Raw genomic sequence first — 15,682 nt, forward strand, 5'->3', positions numbered from 1 at the left:
ACCGGTTAGTTCAGGGGAGCGGTTCTCGGGATTGGCCGCAGGATGTCTGATATGACAAGCGGTCTGGCCAAATGTTCAACCTGAATTGATAGAGGCTCGCATCATGCCTCAAAGTAGCCAGTTCGTTGGCGTCAATTCTGTGACAAATATTGAACTGGATAAAGGCGTTATGCCAGCACCAATTATCAGAAATGCGGACTGGTTTGAAAAGTTTGCCCTGGTCCGTATTGCTGGCCGTTTCCTCTTGCCCGACAGGTGATGTCCTGCGACGCCTGAAGGCGCATGCTGTGCAGATTCGATCAGCGTTCCTTACTTGTACAGGATAGTGGCAATTGGCCGATTTACTAGGGGAAGACGTGCAGTGGGAGGTGATTTCAAGATGGATGGCAGGCTGATTTACTTGATGGGGCCTTCTGGGTCCGGCAAGGACAGCCTCATCGAAGCAGCTCGTGAGCCGTTGCAGACGCTCAATTGTGAAGTGGTGCGTCGGGTCATCACGCGGTCGACCGAATCCGTGGGCGAGGATGCGATTGGCGTTTCCCGGGAAGAGTTCGAGCAACATAGAGTCGAGGGCGATTTCGCGCTGTGCTGGAACGCCAATGGCCTGGATTACGGTATTCCGATCGAAATAGATCAATGGCTCAATGACGGTCGGCACGTCTTGGTCAACGGCTCTCGCGGCCATCTGGCTCAGGCGCTGCACCGGTATCCAACGCTATTGCCGGTTCTCTTGACGGTCAAGGATGAAGAGCTGCGAGAGCGCCTGCTGCGCCGTGGTCGCGAAAGTTTTGCTGAGATTGAAGCGAGGCTGCACCGCAATGGGTTATTCACGGCAGAGGGTTCAATCGGTGACGCGCAGATCCATCGACTCGACAATTCAGGTGAACTGTCCACCACGGTTGCCAATCTGCTGGACCTGTTGAGGATTAACGCAGTACCGGATCGAACTTGATCTTGCGCCCGGCAATCAGCGCCAGCACAAACAGCGCACCGAACACGCCGCTGGCGATCAAAGGCAGGGTGACGACCGTATTCTGGACCACTGACAGATGAAGAACGCCACTCAGTAAGGCGAGGATGAAAAACCCTACGGCTGATTTGGACATGCGGTGCTCCTGATGGGGGTGATTCAAAATACCAAACGTTCTGAAGAATGAGCCGGCAGCAGAATGCCCTCCTGGCTCACCTCTTGGCTGACAAAGCTGCGCTGATCGCTCATTACCGCCAGTTGAGGTGCTTTTTGCACCTGAAGATAATGAGGCATGCGTTGAGCAACCGGCTGAACACCGCCCTCGGGGGCAAAATGAAAGCCCAGCAGAATCGCCAGAGCGGTCGCGATCGAGAGTAAAAGGGCGCAGTTCATGAGGCTTGCCTCCGTTGTTCTTCGAGAACAGCTAAAGCAGCCCGCATGCCAAGAGTCTAACGGTAATTAAATCCTTTAAAAACAATGTATTAAGATATTTTCCCGAAGTGCCTGCATTGCATTTTGCAATGATGGCCTTTTGCGGTGATGCAATTTGCACGGTAAACAAAGCCACGCTCCTGCGAGGCGTCTGCCTACACTTAAAAAGCCCAAAGGACGACATGACAAAAGCAGGCCTGCCCGTTAACATGCACGCCGTCCATCGCACCGCGTTTCTTCGTGGTCGATCTGTGTCTCAGTAGCTCAATTGGATAGAGCATCCCCCTCCTAAGGGGAAGGTTGGCAGTTCGAACCTGCCCTGGGACACCATATTAATAAGGCATCTCGGGTTGTCTGCGTTGCTAAGCAGGATAATGAAGGGGGCAATAAGGGGGCAAAATGCATTCCTTGTTGCTTGCCGGGCTGTCTGTCTCACAGGTCAGAACGGGCTTCGGCCCAAGTGAAATCTTTTAGCGTTCGCAGCAGAACGGCCAGCACTGGTGCGCTCACCGATAAGGGATCGCTCGTAGTCTGCTACATCTCCGACCTGGCACCAGGTAAAACTCTTGGGTAGCTCTGGCATAACCCTGGCGTGTGTTCGGGTTGCGATATTGGCCGTTCCTGCTCGCTCGCCGGCTTGACTGTCCAGCACCGGTACCTGAATCGAGCTTAGAGGAGAGCACGACCCCATTCACAGCAGTTCGATCCCCAGTTTTTCCTTCAGGACTTCCTTGCCGTAGGCCTTTCCTAGCTCCAACAAAACGCCGAGACCGGCGACCCCCGCCTTTTCGGCGCCGGCTTTAGTACGCCGCCAGACTTCGCCATCCCGAACGGTGTCGAGAAACTCATGCCCTTTGTAGGTCAGCCGCTTGGCTTGCCAGACGGGGAAGATGTCTGACAGAAATGAAGCATCGTTGCCTATAAGAAATCCTGCTTCGTGCAGCAACATCACATGGTAGGAGACATCTTGAGGTGTCTGATTATCGAGCGAAAGAATGACGCCTTCCTCAGGACTGTGATCGCTGGCTTCGACTGCCAGCAGGATCTCGCGCACCAGGTCTTTGTCGAGCTTCATCCGGCCATCCTTTGCTATAGGTGATAAAGGACAGTATCAGATTTAAGAATTTCACGATTATGGCTTTCTGGGGCATCACATCGACTGACGCCATGTGCGCGGCTCGCTATCATGGCGCCATCTATGCCCAGACGGCTGAGTCGGGTTCATTTGACGGATAGCGCGTCGCGTAAATTTCAGGAAGTCCCATGACCGATCAAAAGACAGCTGACCAGGTGTCCAGCCTAGCTGAACAGGCACTCATTCAAGCCCGTGCGCGTTTTGGATCGAATGACATCATTGCAGAAACTGAGCCCGAGTCGCTGAAAAAGAAGCAGGGCCGCGAAGCCGCTTTCACTACCTCCAGTAGCACCCTGCAGGAACTGGAAAAAACCTTATGGGCCACCGCTGACAAGCTGCGCGCCAACATGGACGCCGCTGAGTACAAGCACATCGTCCTCGGCTTGATCTTTCTCAAGTACATATCCGACAGCTTTGCTGGCCGGCGCGCCGAATTGGAGCGCCGGTTTACCGATGCTGGTGATGATTATTATCTGGGCAGCGATGACGCCGATCTGCTGACCGAAGAGCTGGAAGAGCGCGACTACTACAAAGAAGTAAACGTGTTTTGGGTACCGGAAGCAGCGCGCTGGGAGTCCATCCGTGCCAATGCCAAGCAAGTCGACATTGGCAAACGCATCGATGAGGCCCTGGCCGCGATTGAAGCAGAAAACCTGTCGCTGAAAAATATCCTAGATAAACGCTATGCCCGGGCTCAATTGCCGGACGGCAAGCTCGGCGAGCTGGTGGATATGATTTCCGTCATTGGCTTCGGAGGCGACGCCCATCAGTCCCGCGACCTGCTTGGTCAGGTTTATGAATACTTCCTCGGCCAGTTTGCCAGTGCCGAAGGCAAGCGCGGTGGGCAGTTCTACACCCCGGCCAGCATCGTTAAAACCCTGGTGGCCGTGCTCAACCCACACCAGGGCAAAGTCTATGACCCTTGCTGCGGTTCAGGTGGCATGTTTGTGCAGTCGGAAAAATTCATCGAAGCCCATGGCGGCAAGCTCGGCGATGTCTCGATCTATGGCCAAGAGTCCAACCCGACCACTTGGCGTCTGGCGGCGATGAACCTGGCCATCCGTGGTATCGACTTCAACCTGGGCCGTGAACCTGCGGATACCTTTATCCGCAATCAGCACAGCGATCTGCGTGCCGATTTCGTCTTGGCTAACCCGCCGTTCAACGTCAGTGACTGGTGGCACGGAAGCCTTGAAGGCGATCCGCGCTGGGTCTATGGCGCGCCGCCGCAAGGCAACGCCAACTACGCCTGGCTGCAGCACATGCTGTTTCACCTTAAGTCCAGCGGTCGCGCGGGCATTGTCCTGGCCAATGGCTCGATGAGCTCCAGCCAGAACAGCGAAGGCGACATTCGCCGCGCCATGGTTCAGGCGGATGTGGTGGAAGTGATGGTCGCGTTGCCCAGCCAACTCTTCTTTAATACTCAAATTCCGGCATGCCTGTGGTTTTTGGCCAAACAAAAAGCCAAACGCCCCGGCGAGGTGCTATTTATCGATGCCCGCAAGCTCGGTACCAATGTCAGCCGGGTGCAGATCGAATTTCTCGATAGCGACATCGAGCGCATCGCGCAAACCGTTGCCAATTGGCGCGGGGTGCCGCTGGACGTTGGTGGGGAGATCGCGGAATTCGCCGACATCCCTGGCTTCTGCCGCAGCGTATCCCTGGCGGAAATCGCCGAACACGGCCATGTACTGACGCCTGGGCGTTATGTTGGGGCTGAAGCGGTGGAAGACGACGATGAAGCCTTCGCCGACAAGATGCAGAACCTCACCGCGTTATTGGGAGAGCAGATGGCCAAAGGCGCAGAGCTCGATCAATTGATCCGGCAAAAGCTTAAAGGGTTCGGCTATGAGTATTGAGTGGGTATCATACAAAATCGAAGAAATTGCCGAAAGTATGGGTGATGCTCCTTTTGGAAGTAACTTAAAAAATAGTGACTACCAAGATTTCGGCGCGCTGGTGATTCAAGGTAAAAATATTCAGGGAAGATCATGCGAATGGAAAGATCGTCGTTATGTTAGCTTGGAAAAATATATTAAGCTCCGCAAGAACCAATGCTTTCCTGGAGATCTGATTTTCCCCAAAGTTGGAACGATTGGAAAGGTTGGCATATTGACTCCAGCTCCCGGCGTCGAACATTATGTATTGTCGACAAATACGATGAGACTCAAAGTAAACGAGAGTCTTGCGTGTAGAGATTTTGTTTATTACTTCTTTACTAATCCACAGACAGCAGATTACATACTAGCGATAAACTCGAATTCTGTTCAACCTGTTTTTAATTACACGTCGTTAAAGAATTTTTTGATTAAACTTCCGCCAGTATATGTTCAACGAAAAATCGGTGCTTTATTGAGAAGCTTGGATGATCGCATCACTCTGTTACGCGAAACCAATGCCACCCTAGAAGCCCTCGCCCAATCGCTATTCAAATCTTGGTTTGTCGATTTCGACCCAGTGCATACCAAGGCTAAAGAGTTTGAGCCGGAAGGCATGGACGCAGCTACTGCTGCGATGTTTCCAGATTGTTTTGAAGAATCCGAACTGGGGGTCGTGCCGAAGGGGTGGAAGCTGGTTCCCTTTGGGGAACTGCTGATTCATACCATTGGCGGTGATTGGGGGGATGAGGCGCCCAGCGAAAAAAATGACACCCGTGTCGCGATTATCCGTGGAACGGATATACCTGACCTGCATTCTGGTTCAGCGAATCGCGTTCCGCTTCGCTATACATCTAGTAAAAAACTAGCCACTCGAAAACTTCAAGATGGAGACTTGGTGCTGGAAGTCTCAGGTGGCAGCAGAGATCAACCTACAGGTAGATCGCTATATCTGACAGAGGCGCTATTAGGGCAATTTGATTGCCCGGTGGAGCCCGCTAGTTTTTGCCGATTACTACGCCCTAGCGATAAACATATTGGTCTGCTATTGGCGCGGCACCTCACCTACATCTACGGCATTGGAAAGACGTGGGAATATCAAAACCAAAGCACAGGCATTGCAAACTTCCAGACGACACACTTCTTGGAAAGCGAGCTTGTAGCTGTACCTCCACGTGAAGTGCTTGCCGTTTTCGTAGATATTGTGCGATCAATTGTTGATCGTGGCCATCTCTCGCAGATCTCAAATCTTGAATCTCTTCGCGACACCCTCTTACCCCGCTTGATTTCTGGTCAGTTGCCTTTGCCGGAAGGTGAGGTGGTGGTTGAGGACGCTTGTGCATGAGCAAGTGAGCAATTTCCACACTGACTGAGAGCTCCGGATTGCCTTGTTGCGGAAATAGCCCAACCTTGAGTAAAGATGTACCGTGTATCGCGCGCAATAAGGCAGGACGGGTTAATGAATTGAACACAGGAAGTGAAGAGGAATGACCGAAGACCAACTGGAGCAGGAAACCCTCGGCTGGCTTGCGGAAGTGGGCTACACCCACCTGCATGGGCCGGATATCGCGTATGACGGCGAGAGCCCTGAGCGTGAGAACTACCGTCAGGTGGTTTTGGTCGAGCGGCTGCGCAACGCCATTGCCAAGCTCAATCCGAAGGTGCCACTGGCCGCGCGCGAAGATGCGCTAAAGCAGGTGCTCGAACTGGGCCTGCCGGTACAGCTGTCGGCCAACCGCTTGTTCCATCGCCTGTTGGTCAGCGGCGTACCGGTGCAGTACCAAATAGACGGCGAAACGCGGGGTGATTTTGTCCGCCTGATCGACTGGGTCGAAAAAAAAGCCAACGATTGGCTGGCCATCAATCAGTTCAGCATTCAGGGGCCAAAGCATACCCGGCGTCCGGACATCATCCTTTTCGTCAACGGCCTGCCGTTGGTGGTGCTGGAGCTGAAGAATCCAGCGGATATTAAGGCTGACCTTGGCAAAGCCTTCGACCAGATACAGACCTACAAGGAACAGATTCCTGACTTGTTCCAATACAACGAAATCCTTGTAATCGCGGATGGCAGCGAAGCGCGCATGGGCTCGTTGTCGGCTGATACCGAACGCTTCATGACCTGGCGCACTATCAACGGCCAGGATCTTGACCCGCTGGGTCAGTTCAACGAGCTAGAGACCCTGGTGCGTGGTGCCTTGGCGCCGAAGATGTTGCTCGATTACCTGCGCTATTTCGTGCTGTTCGAGGATGACGGTCGGCTGGTGAAGAAAATTGCCGGCTATCACCAGTTTCACGCCGTGCGTGCGGCCATCCAGCGGGTAGTAAGTGCCTCGCGTCCCGGTGGTACCCATAAAGGTGGAGTGGTCTGGCATACCCAAGGCTCTGGTAAGAGCATCACCATGACCTGTTTTGCCGCGCGTGTGATGCAGGAAGTGGCAATGGAAAACCCGACCATCGTAGTCATCACTGACCGCAACGACCTGGATGGTCAGTTGTTCGGTGTGTTCTCACTGTCCCAGGATCTGCTACGTGAACAGCCCGTCCAGGTGGAATCACGCGGTGATTTGCGCAGCAAATTGGCCAATCGGCCCAGTGGCGGCATTGTCTTTGCCACGATCCAGAAGTTCATGCCGGGAGTGGACGAAGACACCTTTCCGGTACTGTCCGACCGCTCAAACATCGTGGTCATTGCCGACGAAGCCCACCGTACCCAGTATGGTTTTGGCGCCGAGCTGAAGGCCTTGGAGGGAATCCAGCCCGGTGAGAGCCAGACCCGTTATCAGGTCGGTTATGCCCAACATCTGCGCGACGCACTGCCGAACGCCACCTTCGTGGCTTTTACCGGCACCCCGGTGTCGAGCGAAGATCGCGACACCCGCTCAGTCTTCGGTGAATACATTCATGTCTATGACATGCAGCAGGCTACTGAAGATGGTGCGACCGTCGCCATTTATTACGAGTCGCGCCTTGCCAAACTGTCATTAAAGGACAATGAGCTTCCTGCGATTGACGATCAGGTCGATGAACTGGCCGAAGACGAAGAAGACGACCAGCAGTCGCGCCTGAAAAGCCGATGGGCCGCCTTGGAGAAAGTAGTCGGCGCTGAACCCCGTGTTCATAGCGTCGCCGCTGACCTGGTCAAGCATTTCGAGGAACGTAACCAGGGCATAGTGAGCGTGGGCCAGATGCCCGGCAAAGCCATGGTGGTGGCCATGAGCCGCGATATCTGCGTGCACCTCTACAACGAGATTGTTGCCCTGCGTCCGGAATGGCACGATGAAGATCCGGAGAAAGGCGCGATCAAAGTCATAATGACCGGTAGCGCCTCTGACAAGGCCTTACTGCGTCCGCACATCTATTCCGGCCAGCTCAAAAAACGCTTGGAAAAGCGCTTCAAGGATCCACTGGATCCGCTCAAGCTCGTAATCGTCCGAGATATGTGGCTAACCGGTTTCGATGCGCCGTGCGTTCATACCCTGTACGTCGACAAACCCATGAAGGGCCACAACCTAATGCAGGCCATTGCTCGGGTTAACCGCGTATTCAAGGACAAGCAGGGCGGCCTGGTGGTTGACTACATCGGCATAGCCAATGAGCTAAAAGCCGCGCTCAAGGAATACACCGGCAGCAAGGGCAAGGGCCGACCCACAGTAGACGCTCATGAAGCCTATTCGGTACTGGAGGAAAAGCTCGACGTCTTGCGTGGCCTGTTGCATGGCTTCGACTGCAGCGATTTCCTCACTGGCGGTCACAAGTTACTGGCCGGAGCCGCCAACCATGTGTTGGGTCTGGAGGATGGCAAGAAGCGGTTTGCAGATACCGCGCTAGCCATGAGCAAAGCTTTCACCTTGTGCTGCACCCTGGATGAAGCCAAGGCCGTCCGCGAGGAAGTGGCGTTCTTCCAGGCGATTAAGGTGATATTGATCAAGCGTGAAGTCAGTCAGCAGAAAAAAACCGATGAAGAGCGCGAGCTGGCCATTCGCCAGATCATTGGTAATGCCGTGGTCTCCGGCGAGGTGGTGGACATCTTTGAAGCCGTAGGCCTGGACAAGCCGAACATCGGCCTGCTCGACGACGCATTCCTCGCCGAGGTGCGTAATCTGCCCGAAAAGAACCTGGCGGTCGAGTTGTTGGAGCGCTTGCTCGAAGGCGAGATCAAGAGTCGTTACAGCACTAACCTGGCTCAGGAAAAGAAGTTCTCTGAGCTATTGGCCAATGTGATCAAACGCTACCAGAACCGCTCCATCGAAACCGCTCAGGTCATCGAAGAACTGATTGAAATGGCCAAGAAGTTCGCAGCCGCCAGTAAGCGTGGCGATGCGCTGGGACTCAACGATGATGAACTAGCATTTTACGATGCCTTGGCCAACAACGAGGCCTCCGTGCGGGAGCTAGGTGACCTGATCTTGGCCAAGATCGCACATGAACTGACTGCGAGCTTGCGGGCTAACGTCAGTGTCGACTGGAGCAGTCGTGAAAGCGTGCGGGCTAGACTGCGCATCCTGGTACGGCGGATCCTGCGCAAATACAAATACCCGCCTGACCAGGCGGAAGAGGCTGCGCAACTGATCCTTAATCAAGCTGAAGCGCTTTGTGAAGCATGGTTGTAGCTAGGCAGACCATTGCAATGGCTGCGATCCAAGTATCCGGCCACACGGCATCTGTCCATATTTGCCTTGGGTATGTGGAGCGGGGCGCTTTTTGTAGGCCCCTGTTTTTGGTGGGGCATCGCCTATTGCTGGGTTCTTCTCAATGCTAGATGCAACAAAGCGCACTTTTAGCTGGCTCGTGGGGCGTTACGCGTCTACTCAAGCCTTATTCCAATGCCGTTTGATTGTGGCAATGCCTACCCCCAGCTCCGCTGCTGCCTGGGCCTGTGTCATGTCCTTCGCTTTGGCTCGCTGAACTGCTGCTGTAGTGCTAGCAGCCTCTGGTCTACCTAGTTTCTTGCCCGCAGCCTTTGCGCGAATCAAACCTTGCTGGGTACGTTCGATCAGTAAGTCACGCTCAAACTCAGCTACAGCGCCCAGCACTTGCATGGTCATTTTGCCTGCTGCCGATGTCAGGTCTACACCGCCAAGGGCGAGGCAGTGAACACGGATGCCTGTGGCAGCCAGATGCTCGACTGACTGCCGTACATCCATGGCGTTGCGTCCTAGACGATCAAGCTTGGTAACGATCAGCACGTCTCCACTCTCCATGCGTTCCACCAGCTTCTGAAAGCCCGGACGTTCTTTAGCAGTCACACTGCCCGAGATAGTTTCCTCGACTACCCGGCCTGACTGTACGTCGAAGCCAGCGGTCTTGACCTCCTGCACTTGGTTTTCAGTGAACTGGCCTGAGGTTGAGACGCGGGCATACAGGAAAGTGCGGGACATGCGGTAACTCCGTAATGGGATCACTTAACGTAGGATCATTGTATCAAGGTATCGCAAAATGGAAAACCCTATTTAGATGATGCTTTTTCAGGGCTTGCGGAATGGTCTCATTTAACGGTCGTTTGTTGATCCCTTGATCCCTTGATCCCTTGATCCCTTAGTGCTTGGCGAGCAATTCGCCCTTCAAATCAGTCATTCAAAGCTAAAATCTATCCTTGACTTATTGTCAATAGTCATAGGCTATCGAGCCGTTGCTCGTCTTTCATTTTTTCAACTGGCCAGAAACTCCTATCTTCTGAGACAGTCAACCCGCTCAGAAGCCATCACTTAACCCACCCCGCATGACGCGTTTGTTAGAGCGTCGTCGTGTCCGGAATCCAGCCCTCCTTTAGCTATACCCCTCCACCATTAGAGGAGTTAGTGAAACTCCCTCAGGAAACAGTAAGAAAGGTGGCTTCGAATATCGCGCGCAGGCACGGGATATTTTTAGCCAACGCGCCCGACCACATTAAAACCCTCCACTCTTTACATGACCATGAGTATGGCGTGTCCGTCGCCGCCATTAAGAGGTCGACGACACTGGGCCGTCTTAGACGCCTTAGAAGCCAACAGTTCTGGCTAAGCAGTCTGAATCGCATCCTGGACGCCGCGCGCGAGAGTCAGGCTAGGCGCGCTGGGCTACTAGGCTGCGTCGACCAGGGCAAGATGCCGTACTGCTCTAACGCGACCATTGAAATTCTGAAAGCGAGGGAGCAAGAAATCATAAGGCGTGTAGCCCAAAGTCCTCGAAAAAATCTTGCGGAGATTTATAAGAACTCTGAAAAATCCACATTTAACAAGGCTTATCTCCAAGCGAAAGCAATGGATATCGTTGCAAACAAGCGAGGAATGAACTGGCTGTTTGTCACTCTGACGTGCCCGCCTGAGTACCATTGCAATGCCCTGTCTTTTGATGGTTCAAGCTTTGATGATTGCCAGCGTTACCTCAAAAAGGTTTTTGCGCAGATTGGCCGGGCGATTGCAAACGCCGGTTACAGGTCTGGCACCGACTACCACGGCACTAGAGTGCTAGAACTACATAAAGACGGCACTCCGCACTGGCACGTCTTGTATTACTACACTGGAGACCTTGACAAGGTCGTCGAAAAAAAATTGTCCGCTATCTATTCTCGCGAGTGTCATAGACCGAAAAACTACCTTATAGACAATCATGACGGAATATTCCTGCGCGCCAAAACTGAGGTCGAAGCATCATTTGCGAACGTGACCACTCCTGCTATTTCGTATCTATTCAAAAAGCTGAGCCATGCATTTCGATTGCCGAAACATGGCCAAAGCGAAGATGCAATTCGTCATCGTTATGCTATCAAAGCGGCTAGAGCGAGGCAGATCCAAAGCTTCGGCGTTCCAGGCCACACCACAAAAATTAAAGCATTACGTAAAGCGTATGAAAACGAAGGCTTGCCAGAGAGCTTTAGGGAGTTAACCGCACCAATGAAGATGGCTATGGGCGACCCTAAGCGCAATGAAGCACAACTTCAGGCCATGGTCGGCGTACTAGAGGGAAGCTTAGATCACCTGCAACTGCTATCAACGGATACATTGAACAAGTTTGGCGAAATCGTGCCTAGAGTTACCCACATTCAGAGCAAGGTAAGCCAGGAGATCATCTGTATCAGTGAGATGGCCAATTGGGGGCCGGATCAGCACAAGAGCGAGAAAGGGGGAGTTAGCATTAATGATTTAAGCTTTTCTTGCGGATGCGTTAAATGTGACCAGATGCTAGCCGCCATTGATCTCGCCAAGGTACCGATCAAGGCCGCTGGTCAGCACGCAGAAGTATCGAAACCGTCCGAATTCAGCACTTCTTCTAGCCAACGGCCATTAAGCGATGACGGGGTATATTTACCTCAGTGTCAACAGGGGAACGACTTTTGCGAAGAAGCGTTTGGACAACCCTCGCAATCAACAAAAGTAAAGCCCCAGGGACTCTTCGCTTCATTTCTATCCGCTGGTCGCGTTCATCTAAGAGCGCTGGCGATATGTATTTCGCTAGTCCTAATTTTATACGCTCTCCAAATAATGGAGCAAACGGCGACACTGAATGGTCAAGGGCCAGTTCAATCGGCTCGTCGCCCGGGCTTTTGTGGGCGTCGAACGGTTGACCTGGAGCGCAGCCATCCTTGCACCACACGCACCCTCGCAACCATCACCGAAGGGTGCTGGGACGCTCTACCCAGTAGCCCTTCGCGTGCTGGGCGAGTCCCGCCGGGTGGTAGGGCAGAGCCCTACGGTTTTGCTGCAGCTTGTGATTTCCCTGCGTAGCAGGGCCCCAACAAACGAAGTTTGTGTAGTGGGTTACACATCGTGTTCCAGATGGGGGTGTTGCGCAGCCTTTTGCTCCATTCGCATACTGTTGGGACAACAACAAGAGCGATAGGAGATACCGCCATGATTCAAACAAACAGCCTAATTTTATCCGAAGAGAAGTGCGCTATCTGGGCTAAAGCAGGCAAAATTTTTCCTGGTGAAAAACTCAACGAACTGGTGACTCGGACGCTCGCAGATCTCCCCACAGATCGGGCTCTTGTCAACTTTTACGAAATTCGCCGAAGAGACGTTCCCACCGCTTTTGATGCGCTGCTCAAGCTCCAAAATACAGGGTTAGCACGTAGATACATCGAGGCCGGCGAGAAAGAGTTCTGGGAAGTCTTGAGAGTTGAAGTGACGCTCCTGGACGCCATTATGCTTGCTTTGGCGCTGTTGCTAGATGTCATCCTCAACATGCTTTCGCCGGATACCAGTGGCAGTGGTAAGCCGCCACTTGCGGCTTTGCCTGAAGCTCCTGCAGCTCCAGGCATCGAGCTCTACGTGCCCACTTGGAAGCGTCAGCCTCAAAGAATCAGCTATGACGAGCCACTCCTATGACTTACGCGATCTTGCGCACAAAAAAGCTCAAGAGCTTTGGAGCCGTAGCCCGTTCAGCACGACACACTTTCAGAGAACAGCCGACACCTAATGCAGATCCTGAGTTGACCAGGCTCAACAAGGGTACAGGAGCAAAGAGCACATCGAAGCTCGTGGAAGCCCTCAAGAAAGGTTTGCCGGACAAGCTTAGGGCTCAGTCAGTGCTGTGTATCGAGTACATGATCACAGCCTCCCCGGAGGCTTTTCAAAGGCACGGAGGTACGCTGAACGACATGGGTAACGGTTATTTCAACGACGCTTTGAAGTGGCTCAGGGAGCGGCATGGCCAAAAGAACGTGATCACTACAGCGGTGCACCTGGATGAACGAACCCCGCATTTAGTCGCCTACGTCATACCGCGCACCAAGGATGGTCGGCTTTCGTGTCGCGATTTCCTTGGTGGCCCGGCGATGATGAAAGCGATGCAAACGAACTTCTATGAAACCTGTGGCAAGCCTCACGGGCTTGAACGTGGCATCGAAGGCAGCAAAGCGGAACATCAGAAGCTCAAGCAGTTTTACGGCGCGCTGGTGATCTCCGGTGAAGCTCCGAAGCTTGAAGCCAGAGATTATGCGGCAGCCGCCGTGGGCATTAAAACAGTAACCTGGCGCAAAGCAGAGGTTGTGGCGAGAACAAATTCTCAAGCGGCAGCTGTTGCACCAATGATGAAAAAAGCGCAGGCGTCGAGGGGGCGTGCGCTGAATAGAAAAGCCGAGCAGCTGAGCGAGCGATTACAAATTTTTGAGCATAAGCGGATTTTGCTCAAGCAAGCTGAGGAAGAACTGGAGACAAGGGCTAGGGCGCTCGTTGAGCGTGAAAGAGAAGTCAGCGCTGCTGAGCGTAAGGTCGTTGCTCTGGAAGCAGAGAGAGATGCTTTGGGGCGACGCCTGGAGATGATCGAAGAGAAGTCAGCGAGTCGTAAGCCCCCTGGTGGTGGCCGAAAATATGATGACGGCCTTGGTTACCAGTGAGGCTCGTCACATTCCTCGTAGACTGGCGTCGGCGGTCATCGGTACCACGTAAGCAAGGGTCGCTCAATGTTGACTGGTATGCTTAGCAATCGATAAAAACTTTGGAATTAGTGACGTTTCTGAATGTGAGCGCTATGAAGAGCTTCCACCGTGGTTGTGACTGGCATGGATTTGTGAATTGCTACGTCAGAAATACAAAAGCCCCATTTTTATGGGGCTTTAAGTGTGAAACTTTAAGCTGGGCATCGTGCCTGGGCTCCGTGTTACATGCTGTTTTCCTTCGCTAGCTCATTTAGCCAAGACTCCAAGTCTTTTACCAGTATGAGCCTACGCTTTCCGCTTTTAAAACTCTTTAGGGCTTTCGAATTCATCGCTCCATAAATAGCGCTCCTGCTGTGGCTGGTCATTTCGGCGGCATCGTCGGGCCCCACGGCTAATTTTTGAATCGCTCCCATTATCGGCTCATTTTTCTATGCGCCATCTGTCATGATCGACGCTGATTTCGAAATGCTAATGAGAGAATGGTTGGCTTGCAATACCCTACGCGAAAAAAACTCACAGAGCCCCTTGACTTTTTGTCAATTGCTAGGGTCTGCGTCATAGCAGATTGATAGCATTGGCAAGATTGTCTTTGGAGAGGTGGGCGTACCGAAGTGTCATTTTGATATCTTTATGCCCCAGCAGTTGCCTGACTGTGTTGAGAGGCACTCCACGCATTACCAGGGTCGACGCGAAAGTGTGGCGCAGATCGTGCAATCTGAAATCGGTGATCTTTGCATCCTTAATCAGTTTGTTAAAGGCTGACTTTATATCTGTCATGCGGCCACCACTGCGCCCTGGAAACACATAGCTTTCTGGCGTTGGCTGTCCGTTCCAAGCTTTCAGGGCCTTATGAAGCTCGGGGTGGAGTGGGATATGTCTGCTTTTTCCATTTTTTGTGTCTGTTGCGCTGAGGTAGCCATCGGTCAAAAAAACGTCCTTCCATTTTAGGTTAAAGAGCTCTCCGCGCCGCATGCCTGTTTTGAGTAGGGTAATGACCATTGGCTTCAAGTGGTCAGCAAAAGTAGCCTGGTTGAGGTCGAACAGGAGAGGAATACCCCGATTCGTTCTCCAGGCGTTCGCCGATTCTCTCTCGGTTCTTAATCCGGACTCCCGTGCATCAAGCTGGGAGTAGAGGCGAGATTCCTCATCTGGGTTCAGGTAGCGGGGATTAATGTTCTCATCGACACTTAGGTCTCGCATTTTTTCCAGGGGGCTTGCGGAGGCATACGACCATTCGATAGCGCGAGCAAAAAGCCCTTTCAAGGCCGTCGTTTTACGGTTGACGGTGGCTGGCTTGTTTCCTGACTCAAGCCAGGCTGTCCGGAGATCATCAACCTGTTTATAGGTGATCTTGCTGAGCTCGATCTCCATGAGGTCAGCGAATGCGCTTTTGATGGTGCTGAGGTCTTTGGCGTAGTTTTTCTTGTGCTGAGTCATCCAGCTTTCGTAGTGCTCATCGATGAATCGCTTAAGGGTCAGCTTTTCTTGCTTGGGTTGATGCTGGGGAAGGGTGCCGCCATTTGCTTTGGCGAGCAGGATGAGCTTGATAGCCTCATCTCGTGCGGCATCTAGGGTCATTATCCCGACACTGCCGATAGTCTCCTTCCGCTTCCGGGCGTACTCCACCATGTACTTTTTCTTTCCAGATGCGTAAACCCGGATAAAAAAACCTGTCGTCTTTGAATCGTAGACTTCATAGGTTTTTTCCCTTGTCTCCAGGGTTCTGGGTGTTGTCTGGGTAAATTTGATAGCCATGCGATGCTGCCTTCCTGTTTCTGGCTATTTATACAGTCGGTATGGGTTGGTCGCAAGGGGGCAATAAGGGGGCAAATTGTTGTGTTCAAATAAACGCAACCGTACATAACCAGAAGGTAAGTAGCTGATAAATATTGAAAATAGGCTATATGACT

At 52.8% G+C, this 15,682-nt stretch carries 14 protein-coding genes, 1 tRNA gene and 1 pseudogene; 9 read left to right on the plus strand and 7 right to left on the minus strand.

Annotated elements, in window-relative coordinates:
* Positions 1–103: 103 nt before the first annotated feature.
* Positions 104–259: a hypothetical protein gene (locus tag IB252_RS29720; protein ID WP_165934052.1), complete on the plus strand. Its 156-nt coding sequence runs from the start codon at positions 104–106 to the stop codon at positions 257–259.
* Between the two features lie 120 nt (positions 260–379).
* Positions 380–952, plus strand: a complete 573-nt coding sequence (gene phnN, locus IB252_RS29725; protein ID WP_192411131.1) for a phosphonate metabolism protein/1,5-bisphosphokinase (PRPP-forming) PhnN — start codon at positions 380–382, stop codon at positions 950–952.
* Here phnN and IB252_RS29730 read toward each other — a convergent pair.
* Together IB252_RS29730 and IB252_RS29735 are read right to left on the minus strand one after the other, a co-directional pair.
* Complete coding sequence (locus IB252_RS29730; RefSeq protein WP_192411132.1) at positions 927–1,106, minus strand: PA3371 family protein; 180 nt, start codon at positions 1,104–1,106, stop codon at positions 927–929. The two genes, phnN and IB252_RS29730, sit on opposite strands and share 26 nt — an antisense overlap.
* 23 nt (positions 1,107–1,129) lie before the next feature.
* Positions 1,130–1,363, minus strand: coding sequence for a hypothetical protein (locus tag IB252_RS29735; protein WP_192411133.1), 234 nt, complete (start codon positions 1,361–1,363; stop codon positions 1,130–1,132).
* Positions 1,364–1,655: 292 nt separating this feature from the next.
* Between IB252_RS29735 and IB252_RS29740 the strand changes: the two genes are divergently transcribed.
* Positions 1,656–1,732, plus strand: a tRNA-Arg gene (locus IB252_RS29740).
* Between the two features lie 107 nt (positions 1,733–1,839).
* On the opposite strand, the pseudogene IB252_RS30710 reads toward IB252_RS29740, so the two are convergent.
* Positions 1,840–1,940, minus strand: a pseudogene (locus IB252_RS30710) (recombinase family protein); the annotation flags it as partial.
* Positions 1,941–2,093: 153 nt separating this feature from the next.
* Positions 2,094–2,477 (minus strand): DUF2513 domain-containing protein, encoded by a 384-nt coding sequence (locus IB252_RS29745; protein ID WP_192411134.1) that lies wholly within the window; start codon positions 2,475–2,477, stop codon positions 2,094–2,096.
* A gap of 188 nt (positions 2,478–2,665) precedes the next feature.
* On the opposite strand from IB252_RS29745, the gene IB252_RS29750 reads away from it, so the two are divergent.
* The 3 genes from IB252_RS29750 to IB252_RS29760 all read left to right on the plus strand — a co-directional run bounded on the left by IB252_RS29750 (position 2,666) and on the right by IB252_RS29760 (position 9,024).
* Positions 2,666–4,396 carry a type I restriction-modification system subunit M gene (locus IB252_RS29750; protein WP_192411135.1) on the plus strand — a complete coding sequence of 577 codons (1,731 nt, stop codon included), beginning with the start codon at positions 2,666–2,668 and terminating at the stop codon, positions 4,394–4,396.
* Positions 4,386–5,759, plus strand: a complete 1,374-nt coding sequence (locus IB252_RS29755) for a restriction endonuclease subunit S (RefSeq protein ID WP_192411136.1) — start codon at positions 4,386–4,388, stop codon at positions 5,757–5,759. The genes IB252_RS29750 and IB252_RS29755 overlap by 11 nt, the downstream gene beginning before the upstream one ends.
* 142 nt (positions 5,760–5,901) lie before the next feature.
* The gene (locus IB252_RS29760; RefSeq protein WP_192411137.1) at positions 5,902–9,024 is read left to right on the plus strand and encodes a type I restriction endonuclease subunit R; all 3,123 of its coding nucleotides are present in this window, start codon (positions 5,902–5,904) and stop codon (positions 9,022–9,024) included.
* A 198-nt stretch (positions 9,025–9,222) separates the two neighbouring features.
* On the opposite strand, the gene IB252_RS29765 is transcribed toward IB252_RS29760, so the two are convergent.
* Positions 9,223–9,792 (minus strand): recombinase family protein, encoded by a 570-nt coding sequence (locus tag IB252_RS29765; RefSeq protein ID WP_192411138.1) that lies wholly within the window; start codon positions 9,790–9,792, stop codon positions 9,223–9,225.
* A gap of 420 nt (positions 9,793–10,212) precedes the next feature.
* On the opposite strand from IB252_RS29765, the gene IB252_RS29770 reads away from it, so the two are divergent.
* The 3 genes from IB252_RS29770 (at position 10,213) to mobV (ending at position 13,730) form a co-directional block, all read left to right on the plus strand.
* Positions 10,213–12,117: a replication endonuclease gene (locus tag IB252_RS29770; protein ID WP_192411139.1), complete on the plus strand. Its 1,905-nt coding sequence runs from the start codon at positions 10,213–10,215 to the stop codon at positions 12,115–12,117.
* A 126-nt stretch (positions 12,118–12,243) separates the two neighbouring features.
* Complete coding sequence (locus tag IB252_RS29775; protein ID WP_192411140.1) at positions 12,244–12,720, plus strand: hypothetical protein; 477 nt, start codon at positions 12,244–12,246, stop codon at positions 12,718–12,720.
* Positions 12,717–13,730 carry a MobV family relaxase gene (mobV, locus tag IB252_RS29780; RefSeq protein ID WP_192411141.1) on the plus strand — a complete coding sequence of 338 codons (1,014 nt, stop codon included), beginning with the start codon at positions 12,717–12,719 and terminating at the stop codon, positions 13,728–13,730. The genes IB252_RS29775 and mobV overlap by 4 nt, the downstream gene beginning before the upstream one ends.
* A gap of 263 nt (positions 13,731–13,993) precedes the next feature.
* Here mobV and IB252_RS29785 read toward each other — a convergent pair whose 3' ends face one another.
* Positions 13,994–14,185, minus strand: coding sequence for a helix-turn-helix domain-containing protein (locus IB252_RS29785; protein ID WP_077048478.1), 192 nt, complete (start codon positions 14,183–14,185; stop codon positions 13,994–13,996).
* 142 nt (positions 14,186–14,327) lie between these two features.
* A complete protein-coding gene (locus IB252_RS29790) occupies positions 14,328–15,527 on the minus strand; it encodes a site-specific integrase (protein WP_192411142.1) in 1,200 nt (399 codons plus the stop codon).
* Between the last annotated feature and the right edge of the window lie 155 nt (positions 15,528–15,682).

Source organism: Pseudomonas sp. PDM10 (genome assembly GCF_014852295.1).
In the GTDB taxonomy this organism is placed as follows: domain Bacteria; phylum Pseudomonadota; class Gammaproteobacteria; order Pseudomonadales; family Pseudomonadaceae; genus Aquipseudomonas.